This is a genomic window from Variovorax sp. EL159 (assembly GCF_900100965.1).
Taxonomy (GTDB): Bacteria; Pseudomonadota; Gammaproteobacteria; order Burkholderiales; family Burkholderiaceae_C; genus Variovorax.
Window position 1 is genome coordinate 195,627 of the sequence record NZ_FMUJ01000004.1, and the last position, 25,632, is coordinate 221,258.

Genomic DNA, 25,632 nt, shown 5'->3' on the forward strand with positions numbered 1-25,632 from the left:
GTGTCGCTATCTTTTTGATAGTAAAGCTGGTGCTCGCGCCAGCGGCCGGCGAGTGGAGCACCACGGTCAAGGCCGGCCCATTGAATTTCGAGATCGGCGTGCCGACGGCCGTGCGCCTGGCCACGTCGCCCTGGTTCGCGCCGCGCCTGGACGGCCATTCGCTGGGCACCCGTTTCGGCACCGTGCGCTTTGCCTGGAAAGAAACCGGCGAGCTGCTCGAAATGACCTGCGCGCCCTGCAGCGCCGAAGTGCCGGCGCTCGGCACGCAGCCGATCAAGGTCGAGCGGCTGGTGGCCACCGTGCGGCGCGACGGCAACACGCTGAACGGCACGCTCGAAGCCACGCCGCAAAGCACCGACGCCACTCGGCTCCAGGGCCATTGGGACGGCCGGCTCACGCCGAAGAACCTGCATCTGAGCGCCAACATCCAGGACGCGCCCATCGCCCGCTGGTACGCGGTGCTGGTGCCCACGCTGCCCGAGCTGCAGAGCGCCCGCATCGGCGGCACGCTGGCACTGCATGGCCAGCTGGTGCTGCCCGAGGCGACCTTCTCGGTGCAGCCGAACATCAGCCAGTTCACCGTCGAGGGGCTGGGCACCGAGGCCATGCTCAACGCACGCACCAGCTGCGGCCCGTCGGCCAGGCTGACGAATGACAGCTGGCTGGCCCGCGCCGTCATCGCGGCGGAAGACCAGCGCTTTTTTACCCACACCGGCTACGACCTGACCGAGATCCTCGCGTCGATCGACAACAACCAGAAGCCCGGCCAGCCCCGGCGCGGCGGCAGCACGCTCACGCAGCAGCTCGCCAAGCTGCTGGTGACCGGCAGCGACCGCACGGCCGAGCGCAAGTTGCGCGAGATGCTCTACGCGGTCGAGATGGAGCAGACGCTGGGCAAGGCCCGCATCCTGCAGCTGTACCTCGACAACGCTCCTTGGGGCGGCAACATCTGCGGTGCCGAGGCCGCGGCGCGCCGCTACTTCAAGCGCAGCGCGCGCACGCTGGAGCCGGCGCAGGCCGTCTGGCTCGCCGCGATGCTGCACAAGCCGCAGGCCGTGCTCGAACAGTGGCGGCGCGACGGGCAAATCGACGCCGACCGCATCAAGTGGGTGGCCGAGGGCATTCGCGGCATCAGCCGCAACCAGCGCGAGGCCATGCTCAAGAGCGTGGCCGTCGCCAGATTCACGGCACCGGAGGCCACGCCATGAGCGCGGCGCGGTGCGACGCATGAAAGAAAGCATGAAGGCTTTGCAATGACGATCTTCCTGACCGACTCGGACATCGAGGCCATCGAGCGCGCCACCGTCGCCGCCGTATCGCCCGAGGTCACCGAGGAACTCGACGGCTGGCTGCTGCCTTTCGACGGCGGCACCGTCAAGCGCGCCCGCTCGGCCGTGCCGCTGCATCGCGGCGCGGTCGACCACGGCACGCTCGACCGCATCGAAGACCGCTACGACAGCCGCCGCGTCGCGCCCGCTTTGCGGCTGGCCGATGCGGCCTGTTTCGACCCGCTGCGAACCGAGCTGGAGCGGCGGCACTACACCGACGACAACCCCACCTGCGTGCAGGTCGGGTCGACGCAGCGGATGCGGCAGGTGGTCGCGCCCGGCGTGGCGCTGGCCGATGTCGACCGCACGCCCGACGACGCCTGGGCGGCGCTGTTCCTCGGTGAAGGTTTCGATCCGGTGGACGGCGCGCATCGCGTGCGGACGCTGGCGCGCGCCAAGGGTTCGCTCTATGCCAGCGTGCGCGAGGGCGGCCGCACCCTTGCGGCGGGCGCGATGGCTTTCGGGCACGGATGGGCCAGCGTGCACGGCATGCGGACCGACTTGGGGCACCGGGGCCGTGGGCTGGCCGGGCGCGTGCTGGCCGGGTTGGCGCAGGCGGCGCTGTCGCACGGCTTCGAACGCGTGTTCCTGCAGGTCGATGCGGCGAACCCGCCGGCGCTGGCGCTCTATCGGCGGGCCGGTTTCGAGACCCGGTGGCAGTACCGCTACTGGCAGCGCCAGCAGTGGGGCTGACTCGCCCCCAGGCTTCGCGCACTCCGTGTCGCTTCTCCAACCCCCTGCCGGGGGCAACACCTGAGGCCCGGCAAAGTCGGTTCCTCGGTGTTTCCCGAAGGGATTCAGGTTTTCTGGTTCGTTGTCTCGGCTGAAACGAAGCCAAAGCGCACATCCCGCAGCGCGGCATCGACCAGGTCGAGCGGGTTGTCGAACGCGGGCGTCACCTGCACGATGCCGCCCAGCCGCTGGTCGATCAGCAGGATGGCCAGCCCGTGCACATAGCCCCAGGCCGCGGTGATCCGCATGGCTTCGGCGCTGCCGAGTGACACCGGCGTTTCTCCTTCCGTTTCCGTCCGCGCGCCGATGATCGCGGCCATCACGCGCATGGCCTCGCGGGCCGCTTCGGCCAGCGCGGGGCGGTGCATGTCGATCTTCTCGTTGCGGAACATCAGGCCGAACATGGCCGCGTTGCCATAGGCGAAGTGCACGTAGGCGCGCGCGATGGCGCCGCGCCGCTCGGCCACGTCCGACAGTCCGCCCGCCGCCTCGCGCATCGCGTCGGACAGGCGCCGGTAGCCCACGGCGGCCAGTTCGCTCAACAGCCCGGTCGTGTCGCCGAAGTGGTGCTTGGGCGCGGTGTGCGACACCCCCGCTTCCCGCGCGATGGCCCGCAGGCCCAGGCCGGCAATGCCGTCGCGCAGCAGCACGGCCTCGGAAGCTGCCAGCAGCGCTTCGGGCAGCGAGCCGTGGTGATAGCGCTTGATCGGAACGTCGTCGGCGTCGGTGGTCATTGGAGAAGAAGGAAGGACGGCAAAAATCTTACCACTGGAAAAATTCCTTGACTTCGGTTTCGAGTTCGAAGATATTTCCACTGGAAAGATAAGCCACTACACCCTTCAAAACTCCCGGAGCCCCCCGATGAACGATGCCCGTCCCCGCAGCGCGCCCCCGCCCAACATGGCGCCGATCGACTTCGAAACCGAGGCCGGTCCGTTGCCGCTGCAAGGCACCCTGCCCGCCGGCCTGCGCGGCACGCTGGTGCGCAACGGCCCGAACCCGGTGGTGCCTGACCCGAAGGAGCATTGGTTTTCGGGCGACGGCATGCTGCACGCGTTCAGCCTGGCCGATGGCGAGGTGCACTACCGCAACCGCTGGGTGCGCACCGCGCGCTGGCAGGCCGCCGCCGAAGGGCAAGGCCTGGCGGGCGGCTTCCAGAAGGCGCCCTTGAGCGAAGCGCCCAAGCAGCAGCACGACGACGGCTCGGCCAACACCAACGTCATCGGACATGCCGGCCGCGTGCTCGCGCTCGAAGAGGCGCACCTGCCGGTCGCCATGACGCTGCCTGCGCTGGCCACGCTCGGCGCCACCGACTTCGATGGCGGCCTGCACGGCAGCTTCACCGCGCATCCGAAGACCGATCCGAAAACCGGCGAGCTGCTGTTCTTCGGCTACGGCACGCCGGTGCCGCTGTCGAACGGCATGAGCTTCGGCGTGATGTCGCCGCAAGGCCGCATCACGCGCTTCGAGCGTTTCGAGGCGCCCTACGCCAGCATGGTCCACGACTTCATGGTGACCGACCGCCACGTGATGTTCCCCATCATGCCGCTCACCGCCAGCATGGAGCGCGCCAAGAGCGGCCGCCCGCCCTATGCCTGGGAGCCCGAATACGGCACGCGCGTGGGCCTCATGCCGCGCGACGGCAGTACCGCCGACATCGTCTGGTGGCGCGGCCCGGCCTGCTATGTTTTCCACGTCATGAATGCGTGGGAGGCCGACGGCAGCCTGTTCGCCGACGTGATCCAGTTCCCCACAGCGCCGCTGTTCCCCAAGCCCGACGGTTCGCCCGTGAGCGACGCACCGCCGATCAGCCGGCTCGTGCGTTGGCAGTTCGACCTGTCGAGCCCCGTGCATGAATTCACACAGACCCCGCTGGAAGACTTGCCCGGCGAGTTCCCGCGCATCGACGAACGCTTTGCCGGCCTGCCCTACCGCCACGGCTGGTATGTGTGCCGCGGCACCTCCGGCCCCGGCGAGGCGCCGCGCCTTTATGCGGGGCTCGTGCACATCGACCACACCACGGCAAAGCGCGACATCTTCATGTTCCCCGCGCCCGACGTCGTGTCCGAAGGCGTGTTCGTGCCGCGCGCGCCCGATGCCGAAGAAGGCGACGGCTGGCTGCTGGCCACCGTGTGGCGCGGTGCCACCGACACCAGCGACCTTGTCATCTTCGACGCCCGCACGCTGGCGGCGGGCCCGCTGTGCGTGGCCTCGCTGCCGCATCGCGTGCCGGTGGGCTTTCATGGCAACTGGTTCGCGCAAGGGCAGCAGCAAGCGGGGGCATGAACGACCCCGCCGCGGGTTGTCGGCCGACAGGCCACGGGTGGCGCGGCGGCCGCGTTAGTGCCAACATGGACGGATGACGAACGCCAACCACCATGCCAACCACCCCACCGATCCCGTGGCCACGCCGCGCGGCATCGACCACATCGTGGCCGGTGTTTCCACCAGCGATGGCGACGGCGTCAAACTCACCCGCGTGCTGCAACAGCCGCTGCAGAAGCGGCTCGATCCGTACTTGATGCTCGACGCCTTCGGCAGCGACAACCCGGGCGACTACATCGGCGGCTTTCCCAACCACCCGCACCGCGGCTTCGAGACGGTCACCTACATGATCGCGGGCCGCATGCGCCACCGCGACAGCGCCGGCCACGAAGGACTGCTCGAAAACGGCGGCGTGCAATGGATGACCGCCGGCCGCGGCCTCGTGCACAGCGAGCTGCCGGAGCAGGAAGAAGGCCTGATGGAAGGCTTTCAGCTGTGGCTCAACCTGCCCGCCAAGGACAAGATGCGCGAGCCCTGGTACCGCGACATCCAGAGCGAAGAGATCCCCGAATACACCACTGCCGCAGGCGCGCACGTGCGCGTGATCGCCGGTGCGAGCCACGGCATCGAAGGCGCGGTGCGCCGCGAACACACCGAGCCGCTGTACCTGGACATCACGCTGCCGCCGGGCGCCGAGTTCGCGCAGCCGCTGCCGGACGACCACAACGTGCTGGTCTACGTGTTCCGCGAATCGCTCTGGATCGCCGGCAGCGAAGTGCCCACGCGCCGCATGGCCATCCTGGCCAACGACGCGGGCAGCGATGGCGTGGTGCTGCGTGCCGGCGCCACCAACCACAGCCCCGCGCGCGCCCTGCTGATTGCGGGCAAGCCGCTGCACGAGCCCATCGCGCAGTACGGCCCCTTCGTGATGAACACGCAGGAGCAGATCAAGCAGGCCGTCCACGACTTTCAGAACGGAAAGCTGGGCGGATAGAGGAAGGGCGGGTTCACCGTTCTTTACGCAAGCTCACTTGCGGCTCACGGTGGCGATACAGAGGGCTTCCACACTTCGTCTCACCTGTTGCCCATCGGTGGCAGGCTTCTTCGAAAGGAAGCACTTCTCATGATTTCTCTTCGCCAACGCATCGTCTGGGCCAGCCTGTTGGGTTCGGCCGCTCTCGCCTCTTCGGGCGCCTTCGCTCAGGCGCCGGCCGTTTCCGCTGCTCCCACCGCTGCGGTGGCGCAGGCCGACACGGCCGCTGCTCCCCAGGCGCAGCACAAGCGCATGGATCCGGCCCAGCGCATGGAGCGCATGCAGGAGCGCCGCGCCAAGCGCTTGGCCGCGCTGAAGGAAAAGCTCAAGCTGACTTCGGCCCAGGAAGGCGCCTGGAGCACATTCACCGCCGCGAGCCAGCCGCCCGCCGGCCCCCGTCCGCACATGGACCGCGCCGAGTTCGCCAAGCTGACCACGCCGGAACGCCTGGAGCGCATGCAGGCCCGCCAGGCCGAGCGCAGCGCCATGTTCGCCAAGCGCGCCGACGCCACGAAGACCTTCTACGCCACGCTGACGCCTGAGCAACAGAAGACCTTCGACACGGAAACCGCGCACTTCGGCGGCCACGGCCATCGCGGCCACGGTGGCCAGCGCGGCACGGCACCCGCCAAGGGCTGATCGCAGCCTTCAGGGCGCCGTCGCCGGCGCCTTCGAACAAAAAAGCCCGCAGCGCGAAAGCACTGCGGGCTTTTTTCGTTCACCGGCACGCGGCGACCAAGCGGCGGGCCGATGGCGACCCATGGCGATCGGATCACTTCGGCGTGCCGGTCTTGTCGGTCGGGTTGGTCACGACCTCCGGCCGCTCGCCCTTCTGGCCGAACTGCGGCTTGACCTTGCGCGCCTGCTGGTTCACCTCGGCGCGGGACATCTCGCCGGTCGGCTGCGGCATGGCGTTGGGCTGGTGATTGACCGTGGTCGTCGCCTCGCCCTTGGGCACCGTGCTGTTGTCGTTGTTGCGGTTCTGGGCGCGTGCCTCGGCCTTCACGGCTTCGCGGGACGCGGGCATCGAGTTGTCGGGCTGCTGCGGTGGATTCGCCACGCCCGCCGGCGACATCGTGCTGGCCTGGCCGCCCACCGCCGGATCGGGTTGGGCGGGAAGCGATGTGGTCTGGGCCAGTGCCATGCCGGCCGTGCCCATCAGCGCGGCAAGGGCCGCGGCGCGAAAAATGACTTGCTTCATGGGGTGCTCCTTTGTGTCTTGTCTCGGTTCAAACGGATGAAAAAACGGGCCGTTTTCTCCAGGCCCTGAGGTCACCGTAGGAGCACCGAAAAACACGCCATGTGGGGGCGCGGCAGGCCTGCCTGTAGGAGCCGGCCGCCCAGGGATGAAAGCCGGCGAAGAAGGTGGCGCGTTCCTACAGGCGCGGCGGGCGGGGCAACGTACAACCCGCACAACGATGTCTTCTTCCCCCATTCCCGATGCGGCCGCGGGGCCGGCTTCGCTCAAGGTCATGACGGTGAACACCCACAAGGGCTTCACCGCGCTGAACCGCAAGTTCATCCTGCCGGAGCTGCGCGATGCGGTGCGCACGGTGGGCGCCGATGTGGTGTGCCTGCAGGAAGTGCTGGGCACGCATTCGCGCCACTCGCGCAAGGTGAGCAACTGGCCCGATGCGCCGCACTACGAATTTCTGGCCGACACCATGTGGCCGCAGTTCGCGTACGGGCGCAACGCGGTGTATCCGAAAGGGCACCACGGCAATGCGGTGCTGTCGAAATTTCCCATCGTGCATTTCCGCAACCACGATGTGTCGGTGAGCGGCCCCGAAAAGCGCGGCCTGCTGCATTGCGTGCTGCGCCTGCCGGGCCGCGTCGTCGACGTGCACGTGATCTGCGCGCACCTCGGGCTGGCCGAGGCGCATCGCGAGCAGCAGCTCGAGCTGCTGTGCCACATCGTGCGCGACGAAGTGCCGATGGAGGCACCGCTGATCGTGGCCGGCGACTTCAACGACTGGCGCGGCCGCGCGCACGGCGTCCTGGCGAAAGGCGCCGCGCTGCGCGAAGTGTTCGTGCATGCCAACGGACGCGCCGCCAAGACCTTTCCGGCACGCTTTCCGGTGCTGCCGCTGGACCGCATCTACGTGCGCAACGCCGGCGCGCATGCGCCGGTGGTGCTGCCGCGCAAGCCGTGGTCGCACCTGTCGGACCATGCACCGCTGGTGGCGGACATCGATCTGTGAGCGCCCCGCCATGAGCAGCAACAGCAACAGCAACAGCAACGACAACCACTGGATCGGCGGCAACCACATCGAGCTGCTGGAAAACGGCGAGCAGTTCTTCCCGCGCGTGTTCGACACCATCCGCCAGGCGCAGCGCGAAGTGATCGTCGAGACCTTCATCCTGTTCGAGGACAAGGTCGGCCTGCAACTGCACGCCGCCCTGCGCTCGGCGGCCGGGCGCGGTGTGAAAGTCGACCTGATGATCGACGGCTTCGGCTCGCCCGATCTCTCGCGCGAGTTCATCGAAGGGCTGACCTCGGCCGGCGTGAAGGTACGGGTGTTCGACCCGGGCCAGCGCTTCATGGGCCAGCGGCTCAACGTGTTTCGCCGCATGCACCGCAAGATCGTGGTGATCGATGGCGAGCGCGCCTTTGTCGGCGGCATCAACTATTCGGCCGACCATCTGCTCGACTTCGGCCCGAAGGCCAAGCAGGACTATGCGGTCGAGCTCACGGGGCCGATCGTCGCGGAGATCCACCAGTTCGTGCTGCGCGCCATCGCGCTCGGCGGCAAGGGCGCGGGCTGGTTCCGCCGCCGGTTGCGGCAGGCGCCGCGCGTGGCCGGCAGCCACGCTGGCGAGGTCGACGCGATGTTCGTCACGCGAGACAACCGGCGCCACACCAACGACATCGAGCGCCACTACCGCGCGGCGATTCGCGCCGCGCGCGAACGCATCGTGATCGCCAACGCGTACTTCTTTCCGGGCTACCGGCTCATCAAGGAGCTGCGGCGCGCGGCGCGGCGCGGTGTGGATGTCCGGCTGATCCTGCAGGGCGAGCCCGACATGCCGATCGTCAAGACCGCCGCGAGCATGCTGTATCACCACCTGCTGCACGCGGGCGTTCGCATCTACGAGTACTGCGACCGGCCGCTGCACGGCAAGGTCGCGCTGATGGACGGCCAGTGGAGCACCGTGGGGTCGAGCAACCTCGACCCGCTGAGCCTGTCGCTCAATCTCGAAGCCAATGTGGTGGTGCGCGATGCGGCCTTCAACGGTGTGCTGTGGGAGCGCATGGACCGGCTGATGCAGCACAGCTGCAAGCAGATCGACACGGCGGACCTGGCGAGCGAATGGAGTGGCTGGCGACTGGTGCGCAGTTTTTTCGTGTTCCACATCCTGCGCTGGTATCCGGCGCTGCTGGGCCGGCTGCCGCGCCACGTGCCACGCCTGACACCCGCCGAGGCCACCGACCTCGCCAGCCGCCGCGACACCGGCACCAGCACCCCGGCCGGCGGTGGTGCCACGCACACGGAAGCGGCCTGACGCGGACGCCGGATTCGACATGAGCGCGGCGATGGCTCTCACCCGCCGGTCGTGGTGGCCCTGGGCCCGCCGCGCGGCGATGTGGGGCTTCTTCGGGCTGATCGCATGGCTGCTCGTGAAGCAGGCGCGCACCATCGCGTGGGACGAGGTGCTCGATGCGATCCGCGCGCTGCCCGCATCCACCTTGTTCGCAGCGGGCGCATTGGCGGCCTGCAGCTTCGCGCTCTACAGCACCTACGACCTGCTGGGCCGGCACCTGACGAAGCACGGGCTCGGCACCGGCACGGTGATGGGCGTGACCTTCATCAGCTACGCCTTCAATCTCAACCTGGGTTCGCTGGTCGGCGGCGTGGCGTTTCGCTACCGGCTCTATTCGCGCCTGGGGCTGGGCAACGAGACCATCACGCGCGTGCTGGGCTTCAGCATGCTGACCAACTGGCTGGGCTACCTGGTCGTGGCGGGTGCGGCTTTCTGTTTCTGGCCGCTGGCGCTGCCGCCCGACTGGAAGATCGACAACGAAGGGCTGCGCGTTCTCGGTGCCATGTTGCTGCTGCTGGCGGTTGCCTATGTGGCGCTGTGCGCTTTCTCAAAGGGGCGTGTCTGGCGCGTGCGCGGGCATGAATTCCGTGCGCCAGGATTGTCGATGGCGCTGCTGCAGCTGGCGATGTCGTGCCTCAACTGGTCGCTGATGGGAGGCGTGATCTGGCTTCTGCTGCAGGGCCGGGTCGACTATCCGCAGGTGCTCGCGTTGCTGCTGGTGGCGGCGGTGGCCGGTGTCGTCACGCATGTGCCGGCGGGGCTCGGCGTGCTCGAGGCCGTGTTCGTGGCGCTGCTGTCGCATCAGGTGGCCGAAACGAAACTGCTCGGCGCGCTGCTCGCCTATCGCGGCCTTTACTACCTGCTGCCGCTGGCCGTGGCCACGCTCGGTTATCTGGTCACCGAAATGCGGGCCAGGCGGTTGCGCGCGGGCCATTCGTAACTTTGTGAGCCGGCAGCGTGCGATCAGCGCGCATTTGGGAGCCTGAAATGCACGACTTGTTCACTGAAAACGAGCGTTTTTATTGCGCTGCAGCAATCGAAACCCACGAAGCCTATAGTGGGTCCACCTCCACGCGCCACGCCTGCCATGTCATCTCTTACTTCTGCTGCCCGCCTTGCCAATCCGCTGATGCAATGGGCCGATCTGGCCATCAAGACCCACGAGATGCTGCTCTCTTCCGGCTCGGTGATCCGCATGCGGACCGAGCGCATCGCCCTGGCCGGGCTCACGCCCAGCGCGGCCGACCTGGCGGAGTTTCAGCTCATGGGCCAGGAGAAGCTCGCGGCCGCGAGCGAGTCGGGCATGGCGATGGCCAAGCAGTGGCACAACAGCCATTTCTCGCTGGCCAACCGCGCCTTGCAGCAATGGCTTCAGAGCACGACGGCTTTCTTCTCGATGGCCGGCAGCGTTACGCCGGCGCAAGCGGCCGCGCGCAGCGACGCTTTCGTGCGGGCCACGACGCGCACGGCCACCACGGCGGGCCAGCTGTCGGGCGCTGCGGCCCGCATCGCGCGCGAAGGACTCAAGCCGATCCACGCAGCGGCCACGTCGAACGCGCGGCGTCTGGCCGGGCTGCAATCCTGACGGAGAAGAAAGAAGAGGCGGAGAGAAAGACGACGACGCTCAGGCCCGCGCAGGCACCAGCGTCAGCAGCGTGATTTCAGAAGGCGCGCCAAAGCGCTTCGGCGGGCCCCAGTAGCCGGTGCCCCGGCTCACGTAGATCCACATGTCATGCAACCGGTGCAGGCCCGCCGTGAAGGGCTGCTGCATCGGCACGAAGAGATTCCACGGAAAGAACTGGCCGCCATGCGTGTGGCCCGACAACTGCAGCTGGTAGCCCGCCGCTGCCGCGAGCGGCGCACTGCGCGGCTGGTGCGCGAGCAGCACGCGGGTATGCACCAGCGGCGGCGCGTCGAACAGCGCAAGGTGCGGGTCGCTGGCGTGCGCCGCGTCGAAGTGCCCGGCGGTGAAGTCGGTTACGCCGGCCAGCACCAGCGCGCTTTCGAACAGCTCTTCGTCGGTCTGCGCGCCGCGCACGTTGCGCGTCTGCAGCACCACGTGCTCGTTCAGCAGCACCTTCAGGCCGAGCCGGCGCAGCTCGTCGATCCAGGCGTGCGCACCCGCGTAGTACTCGTGGTTGCCCGTGACCACGAAGGTGCCGTGGCGTGCGCGCAGCCCGGCCAGTGGCGCGATGTGCTCGCGCAGCTCGGGCACGCTGCCGTCCACGAGGTCACCGGTGATCGCGATGGTGTCGGCACCCAGCCGGTTGACCGCGTCGACGATGCGCTGGATGTAGGCGCTCTTGATCGTCGGGCCCACGTGGATGTCGCTCAGTTGCGCGATCGTGAAGCCTTCCAGCGCTTGCGGCAGGCCGCGGATCGGCACGTCCACCCGCTTCACGCCGGCGGTGCGGCGCGCATTGATGAAGCCGATCAGCGACGTCGCCGTGGCCATGGCCAGCACCGCCAGCGCACTCCACGGCCGCAGCGCGTTCCACGGCACCTGCAGGCCGCCCAGCGCGCTGGCCAGCCATGCGAGCAGCAGGCCGCCATCGCGCACCAGCGTCAGCACGAACATCGACGAGAACCAGCCCATGCTGATCAGGCCGACCCACTTGAGCACTTCATCCGTCGACCCGCGGCGCCCGATGCGGCGCGACACGAAGGGCAAGGGAATCGTCGCCGCCGACACCACGAGCGCGAGCAGCGCCAGCGGCCATGCGGGCGTGAGCACGGCCAGCGCGGGCAGCAGGCGCAGCGCGATATAGACGTGCAACAGCGCGGTCAGGGCGCTCAGGGGACGGATCGGCATCGGGGCAATGGGTTCGGGCACTGCCCGGGATACACCATCTGCAAGGCGCATGCCGCGCATTCAAGGCGCCCGAAGGCCCTGCAATCGCTATTTTTTCTATAGCGCAAGGCGCCCGGATAGCGGGCGTTGTAGCCAGAGAAAGCCCATGGGCCGGCATCCGCAAGAACCGATGCCTGCGCCCACTTTCGCCACGCTACTGCACCGCGCGCGTGCCGGCCGAAGCCATGTCGGTGCCCGCCGGCCACACGAACGTGGCCTTGGCGGCGGCGCCCGGCAGCACGTGCAGCGGCTGCTTGAGCACCTGGCTGCCGAGCCGCGCCTCGACCTCGTAGTTGCCCGGGTCCAGCCGCGCCACCATGAACGGTCCGCCCGACACTACGTTGTCGAGCAGCGCCGTGCCGCTGCCGTCGCGCACGGTCACGTGCACGTTGGCCGCGAAATCGGCGCTCTTGTGATCCTTGACCGCGAACTCGAAGGTCGCGGGCCAGCGTGGCGACACCGTTTCCATCAGCTGCGCTTCATCGCTGCCGATGCCGCCGCTCATGTATTCGACGCCGTGCGTCATGTAGATCGGCGGGTTCACCGTCGCGTGGGCCGACGAGAGCGCTCCCAGCAGAACGGCGCCGAACAGCATGGCAGCCGCCAGCGGCCGCGTGCGCGATGGGAAACGGGAGGTCATGGTCTGGATCCTTTCCTTGTCTTTGTGGCAAGAGGCCACGTCGCCACTGTGCGGCGCACGGCTTAGGAAAGTCTGACCGACCGCAGGCACGCCGCGCGGGCGCGCCCGGGTCACTGCTGGATCAACGTGCGGCTGTCTGCGCCAGCGCCTGCGGCAGCGGCGGCGTGACCGAGGCCATGTCGAAATTCGACGGCCAGACGAAGGAGGCGCGCGCCGGCATCCCGGCAATCACCACCAGCGACTGCGTGAGCGTCAGCCCGCCCAGCGTCACGTTCACGTCGTAGGCGCCCGGATTGAGGCGCGCGAGCATGTACGGCCCCTGCGATTGCACGTCCATCACGACCTGGCCGGTGTACTTCTGGCGGACCTCGATCAGTGCCTTGGCCGGAAAGCCCGGCTGCTGCGCGCCCTTGCCGTCGCTCACGCCGAATTCGATGGTGGCGGCCCAGCGCGGCGACACCATTTCCATGAAGGCGGCTTCGTCTTTGGCGGTGCCGCCGCACATGTATTCGATACCCTGCGCCACCTGGATGGGCGGGTTCGAGAACGCGTGGGCCGAAGACATGGCCCCGAGGAATGCTGTTGTACCGCCCAGTACCAGCGCGGCCAGAGGCCGCCGGAGACGCGATGGGTTCATTGCTGTGTGGTCCTCGATCTTGCGTGACGTGAAATCCGTCGAGGATTTTGCTTAGCAAGAGTCGGGCTAGATATAGCGTTTACGAGGAAGGATCCTCGGTCGAAAGTTGAATGCTATTGTTTTCATAGCTGGTGACGACCGTGTGACGGGGGAGAAGTCAATTTCATGACGGTCACCTCACGGAAACCCTGAGACGCGGTGTTTGGGGTGCGATTCGGGGTTTGCGCATGGATCCGGGCTTGCGGCGGTGCATGGGGCGCGGGCAAGAGGGGACTCGGGCGCAGAAAAGAGGCTGTCGCCCGGTCTTTGGATCGACGGCGAAGGCGTTCAAGAAGGCGGGCGCCCGTGGGCCAGCTCCGACGCGCGCTGAAGCGTTGGCTGGCCCCGTCTTGCGCGGCGTCGGCGAGGTCGCATCAGCGTAGATACTGCAAGGCCATGAGCCCCGAAGACCAACCCGATCCGCTGCAAGAGCGCCGCGAGGCGATGACGGCGTGGGAACAGCGCCTGCGGCCGAAGCCGGAGCGCCATGGGGTGCTGTGGCTGGTGCTGGCAGTGCTGACGGTGTACCTGCTCTATCTCGGCGCCGAGTGGTTGTTGGCGCAGCAGCGCGCGGTGCGACCGTCGGGTGCGTCGACCGCAGGTTCTCCGGCCGAGAGCCCGACCTCGGCAACGGCACGCTCCGTGCCCACCCCGCCCGAGACCTCCCCGCGTGCCGCAACGCCCGATGCCTTCGAAGTGACCAAGTGCCTGACGCCATCGGGCAAGGCCGCCTACTCGGACGGCCCCTGCCCCGAAGGCTCGCGCGCGACGACAGTCTGGCTGCAGCGCGACGTGAATCTGGCGGATGGCATGAGCCTCGAGCAGCGCGAGGCATCGAACCGGAACAACGCGGCCATCGCCGCGCAACAGCTGCAGTACGAGCGGCAAGTGGCGCAAAACGCTGCCAACGCGATGGCCGAATGCAGCGGCCTTGCCGAACGGATCAAGTCGATCGACGCCGCCGCGCGCCAACCGCAGGGCACGTACTCGCAAGACTGGCTGCGCGATGAGCGCAAACGCCTGCGAGACAGGCAGTTCAGGCTGGGCTGCCCGAAACGGCGGCGACGTTCAGCTGAAGGCGACCCGGTATGGCCGACCGGGTCCAGCCGGCATCCGGATCAGACGTCGATGTTCGCAGCCCGCAGCGCGTTCTGCTCGATGAACTCACGGCGCGGTTCCACTTCATCGCCCATCAGCATCGTGAACACACGGTCTGCTTCGATCGCGTCGTCGATCTGCACGCGCAGCAGGCGGCGCACGGTCGGGTCCATGGTGGTTTCCCACAGCTGCTCGGGGTTCATTTCGCCCAGGCCCTTGTAGCGCTGGCGCGAGGTGGCGCGTTCGGCTTCGCCGATCAGCCACTTCATGGCCTGGCGGAAGTCGTCGACCTTTTCTTCCTTGGCACGCTCGCCCTCGCCGCGCTTGACCAGCGCGCCTTCGGGGCTCAGCAGGCCGCGGAAGGTGTTGGCGGCCTCGGCCAATGCCGCGTAGTCGGCGCCGTGCACGAAGTCCTGCGTGAGCACGCTGCTCTTGATGTTGCCGTGATGGCGGCGGCTGATGCGCAGCAGCGGCTTGTCGGTGCGGGCGTCGAATTCACTCGTCACCTCGGCCGGCACGCCGGTGGTGTTGAGCTCGCGCAGCTTGGCCTGCAGCGCGACGGCCGAGGCTTCGGCCGCGGGCGTGGTGTCGAGGTCGAGCGCCACGCCATCGGCGATGGCGCGCAGGGCTTCGGCGTCCATGAAGTTGCGCAGGCGCGCGATCACGGCTTCGGCCACCTGGTGCTTGCGCGCCAGCTCGCCCAGGGTGTCGCCGCTCAGCGTGGTGGAATTCGTGCCACCGGTCTGGAGGCTCGCGTCCTTCAGCGCCACCTTGAGCAGGAAGGCGTCGAGCGCGGGGCCGTCCTTCAGGTATTGCTCTTCCTTGCCGACCTTCACCTTGTAGAGCGGCGGCTGCGCGATGTAGATGTGGCCACGCTCGACCAGCTCCGGCATCTGCCGGTAGAAGAAGGTGAGCAGCAGCGTGCGGATGTGGGCGCCGTCAACGTCGGCGTCGGTCATGATGATGATGCGGTGGTAGCGCAGCTTGGCGACGTTGAAGTCGTCGGCGCCGCCGCCCGCCGTGCTCGCACCGGCGCGGCCGATGCCGGTGCCCAGCGCGGTGATCATCGTGAGGATTTCGTTGCTGGTCAGCAGCTTCTCGTAGCGTGCCTTCTCGACGTTCAGGATCTTGCCGCGCAGCGGCAGGATGGCCTGGAACTTCCGGTCGCGGCCCTGCTTGGCGGAGCCGCCGGCGGAGTCACCCTCCACCAGGTAGACCTCGCACAGCGCCGGATCTTTTTCCTGGCAGTCGGCCAGCTTGCCGGGCAGGCCCATGCCGTCGAGCACGCCCTTGCGGCGTGTCATTTCGCGGGCCTTGCGGGCGGCTTCGCGGGCGCGGGCGGCCTCGATGATCTTGCCGCAGATGATCTTGGCGTCGTTCGGGCGCTCCTGCAGGTAGTCGGTCAGCAGGCGGCCGACGATGTCTTCCACCGGCGCGCGCACTTCGCTGGACACCAGCTTGTCCTTGGTCTGGCTCGAGAACTTGGGCTCGGGCACCTTCACGCTCAGCACGCAGCACAGGCCTTCGCGCATGTCGTCGCCGGTCACTTCGACCTTGGCCTTCTTGGCCAGCTCGTTCTCTTCGATGTACTTGTTGATGACGCGCGTCATCGCGGCACGCAGGCCCGTGAGGTGGGTGCCGCCGTCACGCTGCGGGATGTTGTTGGTGAAGCACAGCACCTGCTCGTTGTAGCCGCTGTTCCACTGCATCGCGACTTCGACGCCGATGTGCGTGCCGGGGATGCCGCCGTAGGTGTCGGCCGGCTTCTCGCCCGCCGCGTAGAACGAGTTCGGATGCAGGACGGTCTTGCCCTTGTTGATGAACTCCACGAAGCCGCGCACGCCGCCGGCGCCCGAGAAGTCGTCTTCCTTGCCGGTGCGCTCGTCCTTCAGGCGGATGCGCACGCCGTTGTTCAGGAAGCTCAGCTCGCGCAGGCGCTTGGACAGGATTTCGTAGTGGAAATCGTTGTTTTCCTTGAAGATTTCCGTGTCGGGCAGGAAGTGAACCTCGGTGCCGCGCTTGTCGGTGTCGCCGATGATCTTCATGGGCGAGACCTCGAAGCCGTTCACGGTTTCGAGCAGGCGGTTCTGCACGAAGCCGCGGCTGAATTCGAGCTCGTGGATCTTGCCTTCACGGCGCACGATCAGGCGCAGCTTCACGCTCAGCGCGTTCACGCAGGACACGCCCACGCCGTGCAGGCCGCCCGAGACCTTGTAGCTGTTCTGGTTGAACTTGCCGCCGGCGTGCAGTTCGGTGAGCGCGATTTCAGCGGCCGAGCGCTTGGGCTCGTGCTTGTCGTCCATCTTCACGCCGGTGGGAATGCCGCGGCCGTTGTCGGTGACCGAGATCGAGTTGTCGCTGTGGATGGTCACGACGATGTCGTCGCAATGGCCCGCGAGCGCTTCGTCGATGGAGTTGTCGACGACTTCGAAAACCAGGTGATGCAGGCCGGTGCCGTCGGAGGTGTCGCCGATGTACATGCCGGGGCGCTTGCGCACGGCCTCAAGCCCTTCGAGGATCGTGATCGAGCCTTCGCCGTAGCTGGTGTCGGCGGGTATGCCTTCGGGCGCCACGACCTGGATCTCAGGGGTGTAGACCGGCTCGGTGTGCGGCACTTCGGGCTTGTTTTCTTCTGCACTCATTCGGATATTCCTCTATCTCTCACGGCATTCACGTGATTTTTCGGGCTCTCAAAAGCTCAATTCGCCGCCTCTTTAAAGCGCAAACCCGCGGAGGGCCGCGGGCTGTGTGCGCAAGGCGCTGTGTGGTGTGTCTTCTAGATACGCATCGGCATCACGACGTACTTGAAAGATGCGTTCTCGGGGATGGTTAACAAGGCCGAGCTGTTCGAATCGGCAAGGTCCAGCTTGACCATGTCCTGGTCCATGTTCGACAGCGCGTCGATCAGGTAGGTCACGTTGAAGCCGATCTCGATGGCGTCGCCGCCGTAGTCGATGTCGAGTTCGTCCTGCGCTTCTTCCTGCTCGGCGTTGTTCGATGCAATGCGCAGCGTGCCCGGCTCGATGTTCAGGCGCACGCCCTTGAACTTTTCGCTTGTCAGGATGGCGGTGCGCTGCAGGCTGGCCAGCAGCGGCGCGCGGCCCAGCGTGACGGTGTTCTTGTGGTTCTTCGGAATCACGCGGTTGTAGTCGGGGAACTTGCCCTCGACCAGCTTGGTGACGAACTCCATGCCGCCGAAGCTGAACTTGGCCTGGTTGTTCGCGAACTGCATCTCGATGGCGCCTTCGGCGTCGGACAAGAGGCGCTGCATTTCGAGCACGGTCTTGCGCGGCAGGATCACTTCTTGCCGTGGCACTTCGACGTCGAGCGTGGCCGACGAGAAGGCCAGGCGGTGGCCGTCGGTGGCCACCAGGCTCAGCTGCTTGCCTTCGGCCACGAACAGGATGCCGTTCAGGTAGTAGCGGATGTCGTGCACGGCCATCGCGAACGAGACTTGCGAGAGCAGGTCTTTCAGCGTCTTTTGCGGCACGCTGAACACGGGGCCGAAATTGGCGGCCTCTTGCACGAGCGGAAAGTCTTCAGCGGGCAGCGACTGCAGCGTGAAGCGGCTCTTGCCACCCTTGAGCACCAGCTTGCTTGCGCTCGATTCGAGGCTCACGGTCTGGTCCGAAGGCATGGTGCGCAGGATGTCGATCAGCTTGCGCGCGCCGATGGTCGTGGTGAAGTTGCCTTCGTCGCCACCGAGTTCGGCGGTGGTGCGGATCTGGATTTCGAGGTCGCTGGTCGTCAGCTGCAGCTGGCCACCGGTCTTGCGGATCAGCACGTTCGCCAGGATCGGCAGGGTATGGCGCCGCTCCACGATGCCCGCCACCGACTGCAGCGCGGCGAGGACTTTGTCTTGGTTTGCCTTCAAAACGATCATGTCTGCTTACCTCTTCTCTTTATCTCTTTGAATCTGCCTGGTGGTCGTAGATCGAGGCCTCACCCGCCCCGTCGAAGGCGCCATTCTCCGCTGTCCGAAGGGACACTTTGAACGACATCCGGCTTCAGCCCTTGAGCGTCTGTTCGAGCACGTGGAGCTGCTGGTTGAGTTCGGTGAGCTGCTGGCGCTCGCCCGAAATCTTGCGCACCGCGTGCAGCACCGTCGTGTGGTCGCGCCCACCGAACAACTCGCCGATTTCCGGCAGGCTTTTCTGCGTGAGCTCCTTGGCCAGGTACATCGCGATCTGCCGTGGCCGCGCAATGCTGGCCGGGCGTTTCTTGCTGTACATGTCGGCGACCTTGATCTTGTAGTAATCGGCCACTGTCTTCTGGATATTTTCGACCGAGATCTGGCGATTCTGGATCGACAGCAGGTCGCGCAGCGCCTCGCGCGCCAGGGCGATCGAGATCTCTTTCTGGTTGAAGCGCGAGTAAGCCAGGATCTTGCGCAGCGCGCCTTCGAGCTCGCGCACGTTGGAGCGCACGTTCTTGGCGACGAAAAAGGCCACTTCTTCCGGCATTTCGGCCGATTCGGCGCGCGCCTTGTTGATCAGGATGGCCACGCGCATTTCGAGTTCGGGCGGCTCGATGGCGACCGTGAGGCCCGAATCGAAACGCGAAACCAGCCGCTCGTGGATGTCGGCCAGGCCCTTCGGGTAGGTGTCGCTGGTCATCACGATGTGCGATTTCTTGGCGAGCAGGGCCTCGAACGCGTTGAAGAATTCTTCCTGCGTCCGGTCCTTGTTGGCGAAGAACTGCACATCGTCGATCAGCAACAGATCGAGCGAGTGGTAGCGCTCCTTGAACTCATCGAAAGTCTTGCGCTGATAGGCTTTGACCACATCCGACACGAATTGCTCGGCGTGGATGTAGAGAACTTTGGAATCCGGCTTGTCGGCCAGCAGCCGGTTACCCACAGCGTGCATCAGGTGGGTCTTGCCCAGGCCGACGCCGCCGTAGATGAAAAGCGGGTTGTAAAGATGGCCCGGCATGCCGGCCACGTGCATGGCCGCGGCGCGCGCCATGCGGTTGGCCGTGCCCTCGACCAGGGTGTCGAAAGTGAGGCCGGAATTGAGGCGGTTCTTGAACCCGGCAGCCGCCGGTTCTTCGCCGGGGCCGGCCACGTCGCGGGGCACGTCCGTTTCGGTCATGACTGCCACAGGGGCAGAACGTACGGGCGCTTCGCGAGGAGCAAGCGCTAACTCGACGGCCACCGGCTGGCCATACATCTTCTCGGCCATGGCGGCGATCTTGCCGGCGTACTGGGCCCGGATCCAATCGAGCTTGAAGCGGTTGGCAACGAACACCGTCATGCGCGAAAGGTCGTCGGCGACCTGCGCTGTCAGGGGTTTGATCCAGGTGTTGAACTGTTGCTCGGACAGCTCCTGCGCGAGCTGGTCGACGCAGGCCTGCCAGAGGCTCTCGCCGATGCCGTCAGTTGACATGGGCGCTTGAAAAAGTGAGGAAACCTTCGGGCATTTCTTGGTATAGGTATTGTGGATATTCTCTGCTGGAAGGCGCTCGGCATTCTAACTTGTCAAAACCTTATCCACACGCTGCCGAAGATGGTGAAAGGCCCGCAAATCCAGTCGAAGATTGTTCCGGGCGCCAATGTTTGCGATAATTGCGGGTTTCCCTGAAAACCTCTTGCGTCTTTCGGGGGCCATCCCAAACACGCTCCCCCGGCGCCCCGCAGGTTCTTCATGCTTTACATGCGAAGGATCAGCGTGAACAGGGAATTAGGAAATCACCATGAAACGCACTTATCAAGCTTCCAAAGTCCGCCGCGCCCGTACCCACGGCTTCCTGGTCCGCATGAAGACCCGCGGCGGCCGTGCCGTCATCAACGCACGCCGCGCCAAGGGCCGCAAGCGCCTGGCTGTCTGACGGCAGCCCACCTGCCGTTGCCAGCAGCCGACACGCCAGCGCAGGCTCCCGCAGCCAACGCGTCCGGCGTGCCCGGCCCGGCTTCCATGCAGCGGCTCAAGACCCGCGCGCAATTCCAGGCCGTCCTCGCAGGTGCCACCGTGGCGCGCACTGCTCATTTCGCATTGCACCGCTGTGCGCTCGATCTCGCATCGAGCGCACAGCCGTTATTCGCGTCCGACGATGTCTGGTTGGGCGCCATGGTGCCCAAGCGCTGGGCGCGTCGCGCGGTCACGCGCAACGCCATCAAGCGCCAGATCTATACCGTGAGCGCCGCGCCCGACGTCGGCCTGCTTCGTGCCGCGCACGTGGTGCGGCTGCGCGCGGGCTTTGATCGCAAGGAATTCGTGAGCGCCTCTTCGGACAAGCTCAAGGCCGCCGTTCGCGCCGAACTCCAGCAGTTGCTGGCGCGGGCCGCCCGGCCGGCGCCCCCGCCGCGCGAGCGTTCCGAGCGCCCCCCGTCCGCGCCTTCTTCTTCCTCTTCCTCATGAAACGCCTGCTGATCGGCCTCGTGAAGGGCTACCGTCTGCTGCTGAGCCCCTGGCTCGGCCAGTCGTGCCGCTTCACGCCGACCTGCTCCGTGTATTCGATCGAGGCGCTAGAGGTGCATGGCGCGCTCAAGGGCAGCTACCTCACTCTGCACCGCATCGCGCGCTGCCAGCCCTGGTGCCAGGGCGGCCACGATCCGGTTCCACCGAAATCTCAGCGTCGCACTGACAAGTCAGGATCGCTGTTTTCGTCTCTTCTCTCCTCCGACAAGAAGTCTTCGTCATGAACGATATCCGCCGCACGATCCTGTGGGTGATTTTTGGGTTCTCGCTGGTGTTGCTGTGGGACCAATGGCAGGTCTTCAACGGCAACAAGCCGACCTTCCTGCCGTCGAGCAAGCCCGCCGCGGTGGCCGCCGCCCCGGGCAGCACGCCCGCCGCCAACAACGGCGTGCCGACCGCCTCCGGAGCCGCCGGCGGCAACGCCGGTGCCGTGCCCACGCAAGCCGCTGCGGCCGCTCCCCGTGAGCAGGTCACCGTGACCACCGACCTGTTCAAGGCCACGATCGACAGCGAAGGCGCCACGGTCAACCACCTGGAGCTGCAGAAGTACGACGAAGCCGACCGCACCAAGCGTGTCGTGCTGTTCGAGAACGGTTCGGCGGCCACGCGCTATGTGGCGCAGACCGGCCTCCTGAACCAGGTCGACACCGGTGAGCGTTTCCCCAACCACCTGACGCCGATGACGCCGAAGGCCGGTCCGCGCGAGATGGCCGACGGCCAGAACACGCTGGAAGTGAGCTTCGAGAGCGCGCCCGTTGGCGGCCTGAAGTACATCAAGACCTACGTGTTCCACCGCGGCGACTACGTCATCGGCGTGCGCCACGAAGTGATCAACGTGAGCGACCAGCCGCGCGACGCGCAGTTGTACCTGCAGTTGCTGCGTCACGGCACCGTGGCCGCCGGCACCATGTTCGGCACCAACACCTTCACCGGCCCGGCCGCGTACACCAACGAGAAGAAGTTCCACAAGCTCGACTTCAAGGACATCGCCAAGGGCAAGATCGAACCACCGCCGCCGGCCAACGACGGCTGGATCGCGATGGTGCAGCATTACTTTGCGTCGGCCTGGCTGCTCAAGGGCGACCCGGCCAGCGAACAGCTGCGCCGCGAATTCCGCGTGAAGGACCTGGGCGACAACCTCTTCACCGTGGCCATGGTGGCCACGCTGCCGAAGATCGCCCCGGGTGCCACGCAGGTCGTGAACAGTGCGCTGTTCGCCGGTCCTGAAGAAGAAAAGAAGCTCGAAGCCATTGCCCCGGGCCTGGACCTGGTGAAGGACTACGGCATCTTCGCGATCATCTCCAAGCCGCTGTACTGGCTGCTGACCCAGCTGCACGGCATCCTGGGCAACTGGGGCTGGTCGATCGTGGCGCTGGTGGTGCTGCTGAAGGCGGCCTTCTACTGGCTCAACGCCAAGGCCTACGCCAGCATGGCCAAGATGAAGGCCATCAACCCCAAGATCATGGAAATGCGCGAGCGGCTGAAGGACAAGCCGCAAGAAATGCAGCAGGAGATGATGCGGATCTACAAGACCGAGAAGGTCAATCCGATGGGCGGCTGCTTCCCCATCGTGATCCAGATCCCGGTGTTCATCGCGCTCTACTGGGTGCTGCTGTCGTCGGTCGAAATGCGCCATGCGCCTTGGATTCTCTGGATCACCGACCTGTCGGCACCGGACCCCTGGTACATCCTGCCGATCGTCATGACGGCCACTTCGCTGTTCCAGACCTGGCTCAACCCGACGCCACCCGATCCGATGCAGGCCAAGCTGATGTGGATCATGCCGCTCGCGTTCAGCGTGATGTTCATCTTCTTCCCGGCCGGCCTGGTGCTGTACTGGATCACGAACAACGTGCTGTCGATCGCGCAGCAGTGGTTCATCAACAAGCGGCTGGGCGTGCTGGGCACCAAGTAGTCGCCGCACACCTCTCCAGCCATCCGACAAAGGGCCGCGTAAGCGGCCCTTTTTGCTGAAAGAATCCGCACCATGCTCGCCCGCACCACCGATCCCATCGTCGCCATCGCCACCGCCTCGGGGCGCGGGGCGGTCGGCATCGTTCGCGTGTCGGGTGCACGGCTGGCACCGTTGATCGACGCCCTCTGCGGCCGCGCGCTCAAGCCACGCGAGGCCACGTACCTGCCCTTTCGGGGCGCGGACGGCGAGCCGGTCGACCACGGCCTGGCGATCCACTTTCCGGCGCCTCATTCCTTCACCGGCGAAGACGTGCTCGAACTGCAGGCCCATGGCGGCACGGTCGTCTTGCAACTGCTGCTGTCACGCTGCCTCGAAGCGGCCGCTGAACCCGATGCGATCACGGGCCGGCCACGCCTGCCCGGCCTGCGCGTGGCGGAGCCGGGCGAGTTCAGCCAGCGCGCCTTTCTCAACGGCAAGATCGACCTGGCCCAGGCCGAGGCGATCGCCGACCTGATCGATGCGAGCACCGAGGCCGCCGCGCGCAGTGCCGGGCGCTCGCTGTCAGGCGCGTTCTCGCGCGAGATTCACACGCTGCGCGATGCGCTCATCCACCTGCGCATGCTGGTCGAGGCCACGCTCGACTTTCCCGAAGAAGAGATCGACTTTCTGCAGAAGGCCGATGCGGCCGGGCAATTGGTGAAGCTGCAATCGCAGCTGGCAGCCGTGCAGCTGCGTGCGCGCCAGGGGGCGCTGCTGCGCGAAGGCATCAAGGTCGTGATCGCGGGGCAGCCCAATGCGGGCAAGAGTTCGCTGCTCAATGCGCTGGCCGGCGCCGAGCTGGCCATCGTGAGTGCGGTGGCTGGCACGACGCGTGATGTGGTCTCCCAGACCATCCAGATCCACGGCGTGCCGCTGCATGTGGCCGATACCGCCGGCCTGCGCGAAAGCAGCGATGAGGTCGAGCAGATCGGCGTGGCGCGCGCCTGGGGCCAGATCGAGAGCGCCGATGCCGTGCTGTTCCTGCACGACCTGACGCGCGCCGACCTGCCCGACTACGCCGCAGCCGATGCCGAGATCCTTCGCGGCCTGCGCCAGAAGCTACCCGCGAGCGTGCCCGTGCTTGATGTCTGGAACAAGCAGGACGCGGCGCCTTCAGCCCAGCCGGCGCAGGGCATCGCGTTGTCGGCCAAGACCGGCCTCGGCATCGAGGCGCTGCGCGATCAATTGCTCCGGATGGCCGGCTGGCAGGCCGTGCCCGAGGGCGTTTACCTTGCACGGGCGCGCCACGTGCAGGCGCTGGGGCGGGTCGAAACGCACCTCGCACTGGCCGCTGGCCACCTGGCGGCGCAGGCCCAACTGCTCGATCTGCTGGCCGAAGAGCTGCGCCTCGCGCAGAACGCGCTCAACGAGATCACGGGCGAGTTCGGTGCGGACGATCTGCTGGGCGTGATCTTTTCGCGCTTCTGTATCGGGAAATAGCGACACTTGACGACAGACGGCCGGCAAAAACGTAAACAGTTGTAGCCGAATCTCATGGCCATCGCGGATACTTCGGCACAGATGCGGGGTTGAGAAAACATGTCCATCCAGAACCTGAGCCGCGCCATCGCGGAGAACACGAGCCTCGACGCTTTCGCGTTGACGTTCAACGTCCAGCAATGGGAGACCCTCGCGGGCTACCTGCAACCCATCGAGACGAGCGTCGGCGACGTGCTGATCGAGCAGGGCACGCCGGACCGCTCGGTGTTCTTCATCGAGAGCGGCGCCATCAGCGTGCACCGCGTCAGCAGCAAGGAGCAGATGCGCCTTGCCGTGCTCACGCCGGGCTCGGTGGTCGGCGAAGGCTCGTTCTTCTCGCGACAGCCGCATTCGGCCAATGTGGTGGTGACCGGCGCGGGCCGTGTGTGGCGGCTCAACGCGATCCGCTTTGCGGAAATGTCGAACCGGCAGCCCAACATGGCGCTGGAAATCGCGATGGCGCTGGGCGCCGTGATCGCCAAGCGCATGGGGCACCGCTCCAAGCGCGTCGCCGTGACCTGAGGCCTCGCGGCACATCGCCAGCAGACCCACCCGCGATGCAGGCCGCATCCGCCCGCAGCGGCAGCCGTCGCTGGTTTCGTTTTGGATTCCGAGAGTAGTCAGTAAGTAAGCCATGGCCTTGATCTGTCCGGTCTGCAGCACGGAAAACCGTGACGGCGCGAATTTCTGCAGAAGCTGCGGCGACCCCCTGGTCGCCACGACCGACCGGATGCCACCGGCACCCAGCCCCGATCGCGAATGGGCCACCACCGCGCCGGCCCAGTTGCGCGCGCCGACCATTCCCGCGCCGCTGTTCGATCCTGGCGAACCCGTGCCTTCGCGTTCTTTCTTCGGCAAGTCGCCTTCGGTGCCGCCGGAAGACGAGCGAACCATCGTTGCCGCGCCCGGCCAGCCGTCGCGTGCGCCCTCGCCGTCTTCTGCTGGTTCGTCGTCGATGTCGGAAGCAGCCAGGGCCGAGCGGGCTGAAAGAAAGAAGACCCGGGTCAAGGTCCGGCGGACGGTTCCGGTCGAGCGGCCGCCGCGCAAGCGCGTGATCCTGCTGTGGCTGGGCCTGCTGGTGGTGGCGCTGGTGATGATCGTCGCGGGCTGGTATGGCTATGGGACGCGCAAGGCGCCGACAGCCGCCGAAGAGACGGCACCGCCTGTTTCGGAGCCGGCAGCCGCAGTTGTCGCAACGCCGCCGGTCGAAGCGCCGCCGGCGCCAGCCGCCGCCGAGCCGCCCGTGCAGCCGCAGGTGACAACGCCCGAAGCAGAAGCGTCACCGGCGCCTGTGGTGGCACCTCCTCCCAAGCCTGCCGCCAAGCCGCGCAAGCAGGCGACGGCTGCGTCACCGCCGCAGGGCGCCCCGGAGCCTTCTGCGCCGACCGTTGCGGCCGCCCCGCCGCCAACGCCCGCGCCTGCGGCCGAACCGATGGCCATGTGCGGCGACCGCAACTTCATCGCCAGGGCGCAGTGCATGGCCGCCCAGTGCCTGAAGCCTGAATACAAGGGGCACGCGCAATGTGAAGCGGTGCGCCGTCAACAGCGCATCGAAGAAGAAAAGCGCAATCCCACGTTGATCAACTAACTCGCCGCTGGCTGTGCGCACTTCGT

The 25,632-nt window shown here is 66.7% G+C and carries 24 protein-coding genes; 16 read left to right on the forward strand and 8 right to left on the reverse strand.

The window, feature by feature from the left end; translation table 11 throughout:
• Window positions 1-29: 29 nt before the first annotated feature.
• Together BLQ28_RS18020 and BLQ28_RS18025 are read left to right on the forward strand one after the other, a co-directional pair.
• Complete coding sequence (locus tag BLQ28_RS18020; protein WP_256327352.1) at window positions 30-1,208, forward strand: biosynthetic peptidoglycan transglycosylase; 1,179 nt, start codon at window positions 30-32, stop codon at window positions 1,206-1,208.
• Between the two features lie 45 nt (window positions 1,209-1,253).
• Window positions 1,254-2,021: a GNAT family N-acetyltransferase gene (locus BLQ28_RS18025; RefSeq protein ID WP_093242248.1), complete on the forward strand. Its 768-nt coding sequence runs from the start codon at window positions 1,254-1,256 to the stop codon at window positions 2,019-2,021.
• Window positions 2,022-2,125: 104 nt separating this feature from the next.
• Here BLQ28_RS18025 and BLQ28_RS18030 read toward each other — a convergent pair whose 3' ends face one another.
• Window positions 2,126-2,794 (reverse strand): TetR/AcrR family transcriptional regulator, encoded by a 669-nt coding sequence (locus BLQ28_RS18030; RefSeq protein ID WP_093242251.1) that lies wholly within the window; start codon window positions 2,792-2,794, stop codon window positions 2,126-2,128.
• A gap of 127 nt (window positions 2,795-2,921) precedes the next feature.
• On the opposite strand from BLQ28_RS18030, the gene BLQ28_RS18035 reads away from it, so the two are divergent.
• The 3 genes from BLQ28_RS18035 (at window position 2,922) to BLQ28_RS18045 (ending at window position 5,997) form a co-directional block, all read left to right on the forward strand.
• Window positions 2,922-4,346 (forward strand): carotenoid oxygenase family protein, encoded by a 1,425-nt coding sequence (locus BLQ28_RS18035; protein WP_093242253.1) that lies wholly within the window; start codon window positions 2,922-2,924, stop codon window positions 4,344-4,346.
• A 73-nt stretch (window positions 4,347-4,419) separates the two neighbouring features.
• Window positions 4,420-5,319: a pirin family protein gene (locus tag BLQ28_RS18040; protein WP_093242256.1), complete on the forward strand. Its 900-nt coding sequence runs from the start codon at window positions 4,420-4,422 to the stop codon at window positions 5,317-5,319.
• Window positions 5,320-5,448: 129 nt separating this feature from the next.
• The gene (locus tag BLQ28_RS18045) at window positions 5,449-5,997 is read left to right on the forward strand and encodes a Spy/CpxP family protein refolding chaperone (RefSeq protein ID WP_093242258.1); all 549 of its coding nucleotides are present in this window, start codon (window positions 5,449-5,451) and stop codon (window positions 5,995-5,997) included.
• A gap of 133 nt (window positions 5,998-6,130) precedes the next feature.
• Here BLQ28_RS18045 and BLQ28_RS18050 read toward each other — a convergent pair whose 3' ends face one another.
• Entirely contained in the window at window positions 6,131-6,559 is a 429-nt protein-coding gene (locus tag BLQ28_RS18050) for a serine/threonine protein kinase (protein ID WP_093242261.1), read from the reverse strand.
• Window positions 6,560-6,776: 217 nt separating this feature from the next.
• Here BLQ28_RS18050 and BLQ28_RS18055 point away from each other — a divergent pair, with 217 nt between their 5' ends.
• The 4 genes from BLQ28_RS18055 (at window position 6,777) to BLQ28_RS18070 (ending at window position 10,486) form a co-directional block, all read left to right on the forward strand.
• The gene (locus BLQ28_RS18055) at window positions 6,777-7,559 is read left to right on the forward strand and encodes an endonuclease/exonuclease/phosphatase family protein (protein WP_093242263.1); all 783 of its coding nucleotides are present in this window, start codon (window positions 6,777-6,779) and stop codon (window positions 7,557-7,559) included.
• 10 nt (window positions 7,560-7,569) lie between these two features.
• Window positions 7,570-8,862, forward strand: coding sequence for a cardiolipin synthase ClsB (gene clsB / locus BLQ28_RS18060; RefSeq protein ID WP_093242266.1), 1,293 nt, complete (start codon window positions 7,570-7,572; stop codon window positions 8,860-8,862).
• Window positions 8,863-8,893: 31 nt separating this feature from the next.
• Complete coding sequence (locus BLQ28_RS18065; protein ID WP_093243406.1) at window positions 8,894-9,841, forward strand: lysylphosphatidylglycerol synthase domain-containing protein; 948 nt, start codon at window positions 8,894-8,896, stop codon at window positions 9,839-9,841.
• 147 nt (window positions 9,842-9,988) lie between these two features.
• Window positions 9,989-10,486 (forward strand): polyhydroxyalkanoate granule-associated phasin, encoded by a 498-nt coding sequence (locus tag BLQ28_RS18070; protein ID WP_093242268.1) that lies wholly within the window; start codon window positions 9,989-9,991, stop codon window positions 10,484-10,486.
• Window positions 10,487-10,525: 39 nt separating this feature from the next.
• On the opposite strand, the gene BLQ28_RS18075 is transcribed toward BLQ28_RS18070, so the two are convergent.
• From BLQ28_RS18075 to dnaA, 6 genes are all read right to left on the reverse strand, one after another.
• The gene (locus BLQ28_RS18075; protein ID WP_093242271.1) at window positions 10,526-11,773 is read right to left on the reverse strand and encodes a metallophosphoesterase; all 1,248 of its coding nucleotides are present in this window, start codon (window positions 11,771-11,773) and stop codon (window positions 10,526-10,528) included.
• A gap of 133 nt (window positions 11,774-11,906) precedes the next feature.
• The gene (locus BLQ28_RS18080; RefSeq protein WP_093242273.1) at window positions 11,907-12,392 is read right to left on the reverse strand and encodes a hypothetical protein; all 486 of its coding nucleotides are present in this window, start codon (window positions 12,390-12,392) and stop codon (window positions 11,907-11,909) included.
• Window positions 12,393-12,513: 121 nt separating this feature from the next.
• Window positions 12,514-13,029: a hypothetical protein gene (locus BLQ28_RS18085; protein WP_093242276.1), complete on the reverse strand. Its 516-nt coding sequence runs from the start codon at window positions 13,027-13,029 to the stop codon at window positions 12,514-12,516.
• Between the two features lie 1,157 nt (window positions 13,030-14,186).
• Window positions 14,187-16,808: a DNA topoisomerase (ATP-hydrolyzing) subunit B gene (gyrB, locus tag BLQ28_RS18090; RefSeq protein WP_093242278.1), complete on the reverse strand. Its 2,622-nt coding sequence runs from the start codon at window positions 16,806-16,808 to the stop codon at window positions 14,187-14,189.
• A 134-nt stretch (window positions 16,809-16,942) separates the two neighbouring features.
• The gene (gene dnaN / locus BLQ28_RS18095) at window positions 16,943-18,049 is read right to left on the reverse strand and encodes a DNA polymerase III subunit beta (RefSeq protein WP_093242281.1); all 1,107 of its coding nucleotides are present in this window, start codon (window positions 18,047-18,049) and stop codon (window positions 16,943-16,945) included.
• Window positions 18,050-18,173: 124 nt separating this feature from the next.
• Window positions 18,174-19,553 carry a chromosomal replication initiator protein DnaA gene (dnaA, locus tag BLQ28_RS18100; RefSeq protein ID WP_093242284.1) on the reverse strand — a complete coding sequence of 460 codons (1,380 nt, stop codon included), beginning with the start codon at window positions 19,551-19,553 and terminating at the stop codon, window positions 18,174-18,176.
• A gap of 307 nt (window positions 19,554-19,860) precedes the next feature.
• Between dnaA and rpmH the strand changes: the two genes are divergently transcribed.
• From rpmH to BLQ28_RS18135, 7 genes are all read left to right on the forward strand, one after another.
• Complete coding sequence (gene rpmH, locus BLQ28_RS18105; RefSeq protein WP_007834827.1) at window positions 19,861-19,995, forward strand: 50S ribosomal protein L34; 135 nt, start codon at window positions 19,861-19,863, stop codon at window positions 19,993-19,995.
• An 86-nt stretch (window positions 19,996-20,081) separates the two neighbouring features.
• On the forward strand, window positions 20,082-20,525 hold the full coding sequence (locus tag BLQ28_RS18110) for a ribonuclease P protein component (RefSeq protein ID WP_093242286.1): 444 nt from the start codon (window positions 20,082-20,084) through the stop codon (window positions 20,523-20,525).
• On the forward strand, window positions 20,522-20,809 hold the full coding sequence (yidD, locus tag BLQ28_RS18115) for a membrane protein insertion efficiency factor YidD (RefSeq protein WP_056574909.1): 288 nt from the start codon (window positions 20,522-20,524) through the stop codon (window positions 20,807-20,809). Before BLQ28_RS18110 ends, yidD begins: the two co-directional genes overlap by 4 nt.
• Complete coding sequence (gene yidC, locus BLQ28_RS18120) at window positions 20,806-22,500, forward strand: membrane protein insertase YidC (RefSeq protein ID WP_093242288.1); 1,695 nt, start codon at window positions 20,806-20,808, stop codon at window positions 22,498-22,500. Before yidD ends, yidC begins: the two co-directional genes overlap by 4 nt.
• Before the next feature lie 72 nt (window positions 22,501-22,572).
• Entirely contained in the window at window positions 22,573-23,979 is a 1,407-nt protein-coding gene (gene mnmE / locus BLQ28_RS18125) for a tRNA uridine-5-carboxymethylaminomethyl(34) synthesis GTPase MnmE (protein ID WP_093242291.1), read from the forward strand.
• Between the two features lie 99 nt (window positions 23,980-24,078).
• Entirely contained in the window at window positions 24,079-24,540 is a 462-nt protein-coding gene (locus BLQ28_RS18130) for a Crp/Fnr family transcriptional regulator (protein ID WP_093242293.1), read from the forward strand.
• A 112-nt stretch (window positions 24,541-24,652) separates the two neighbouring features.
• Window positions 24,653-25,606: a zinc ribbon domain-containing protein gene (locus tag BLQ28_RS18135; RefSeq protein WP_093242295.1), complete on the forward strand. Its 954-nt coding sequence runs from the start codon at window positions 24,653-24,655 to the stop codon at window positions 25,604-25,606.
• Window positions 25,607-25,632 lie beyond the last annotated feature (26 nt).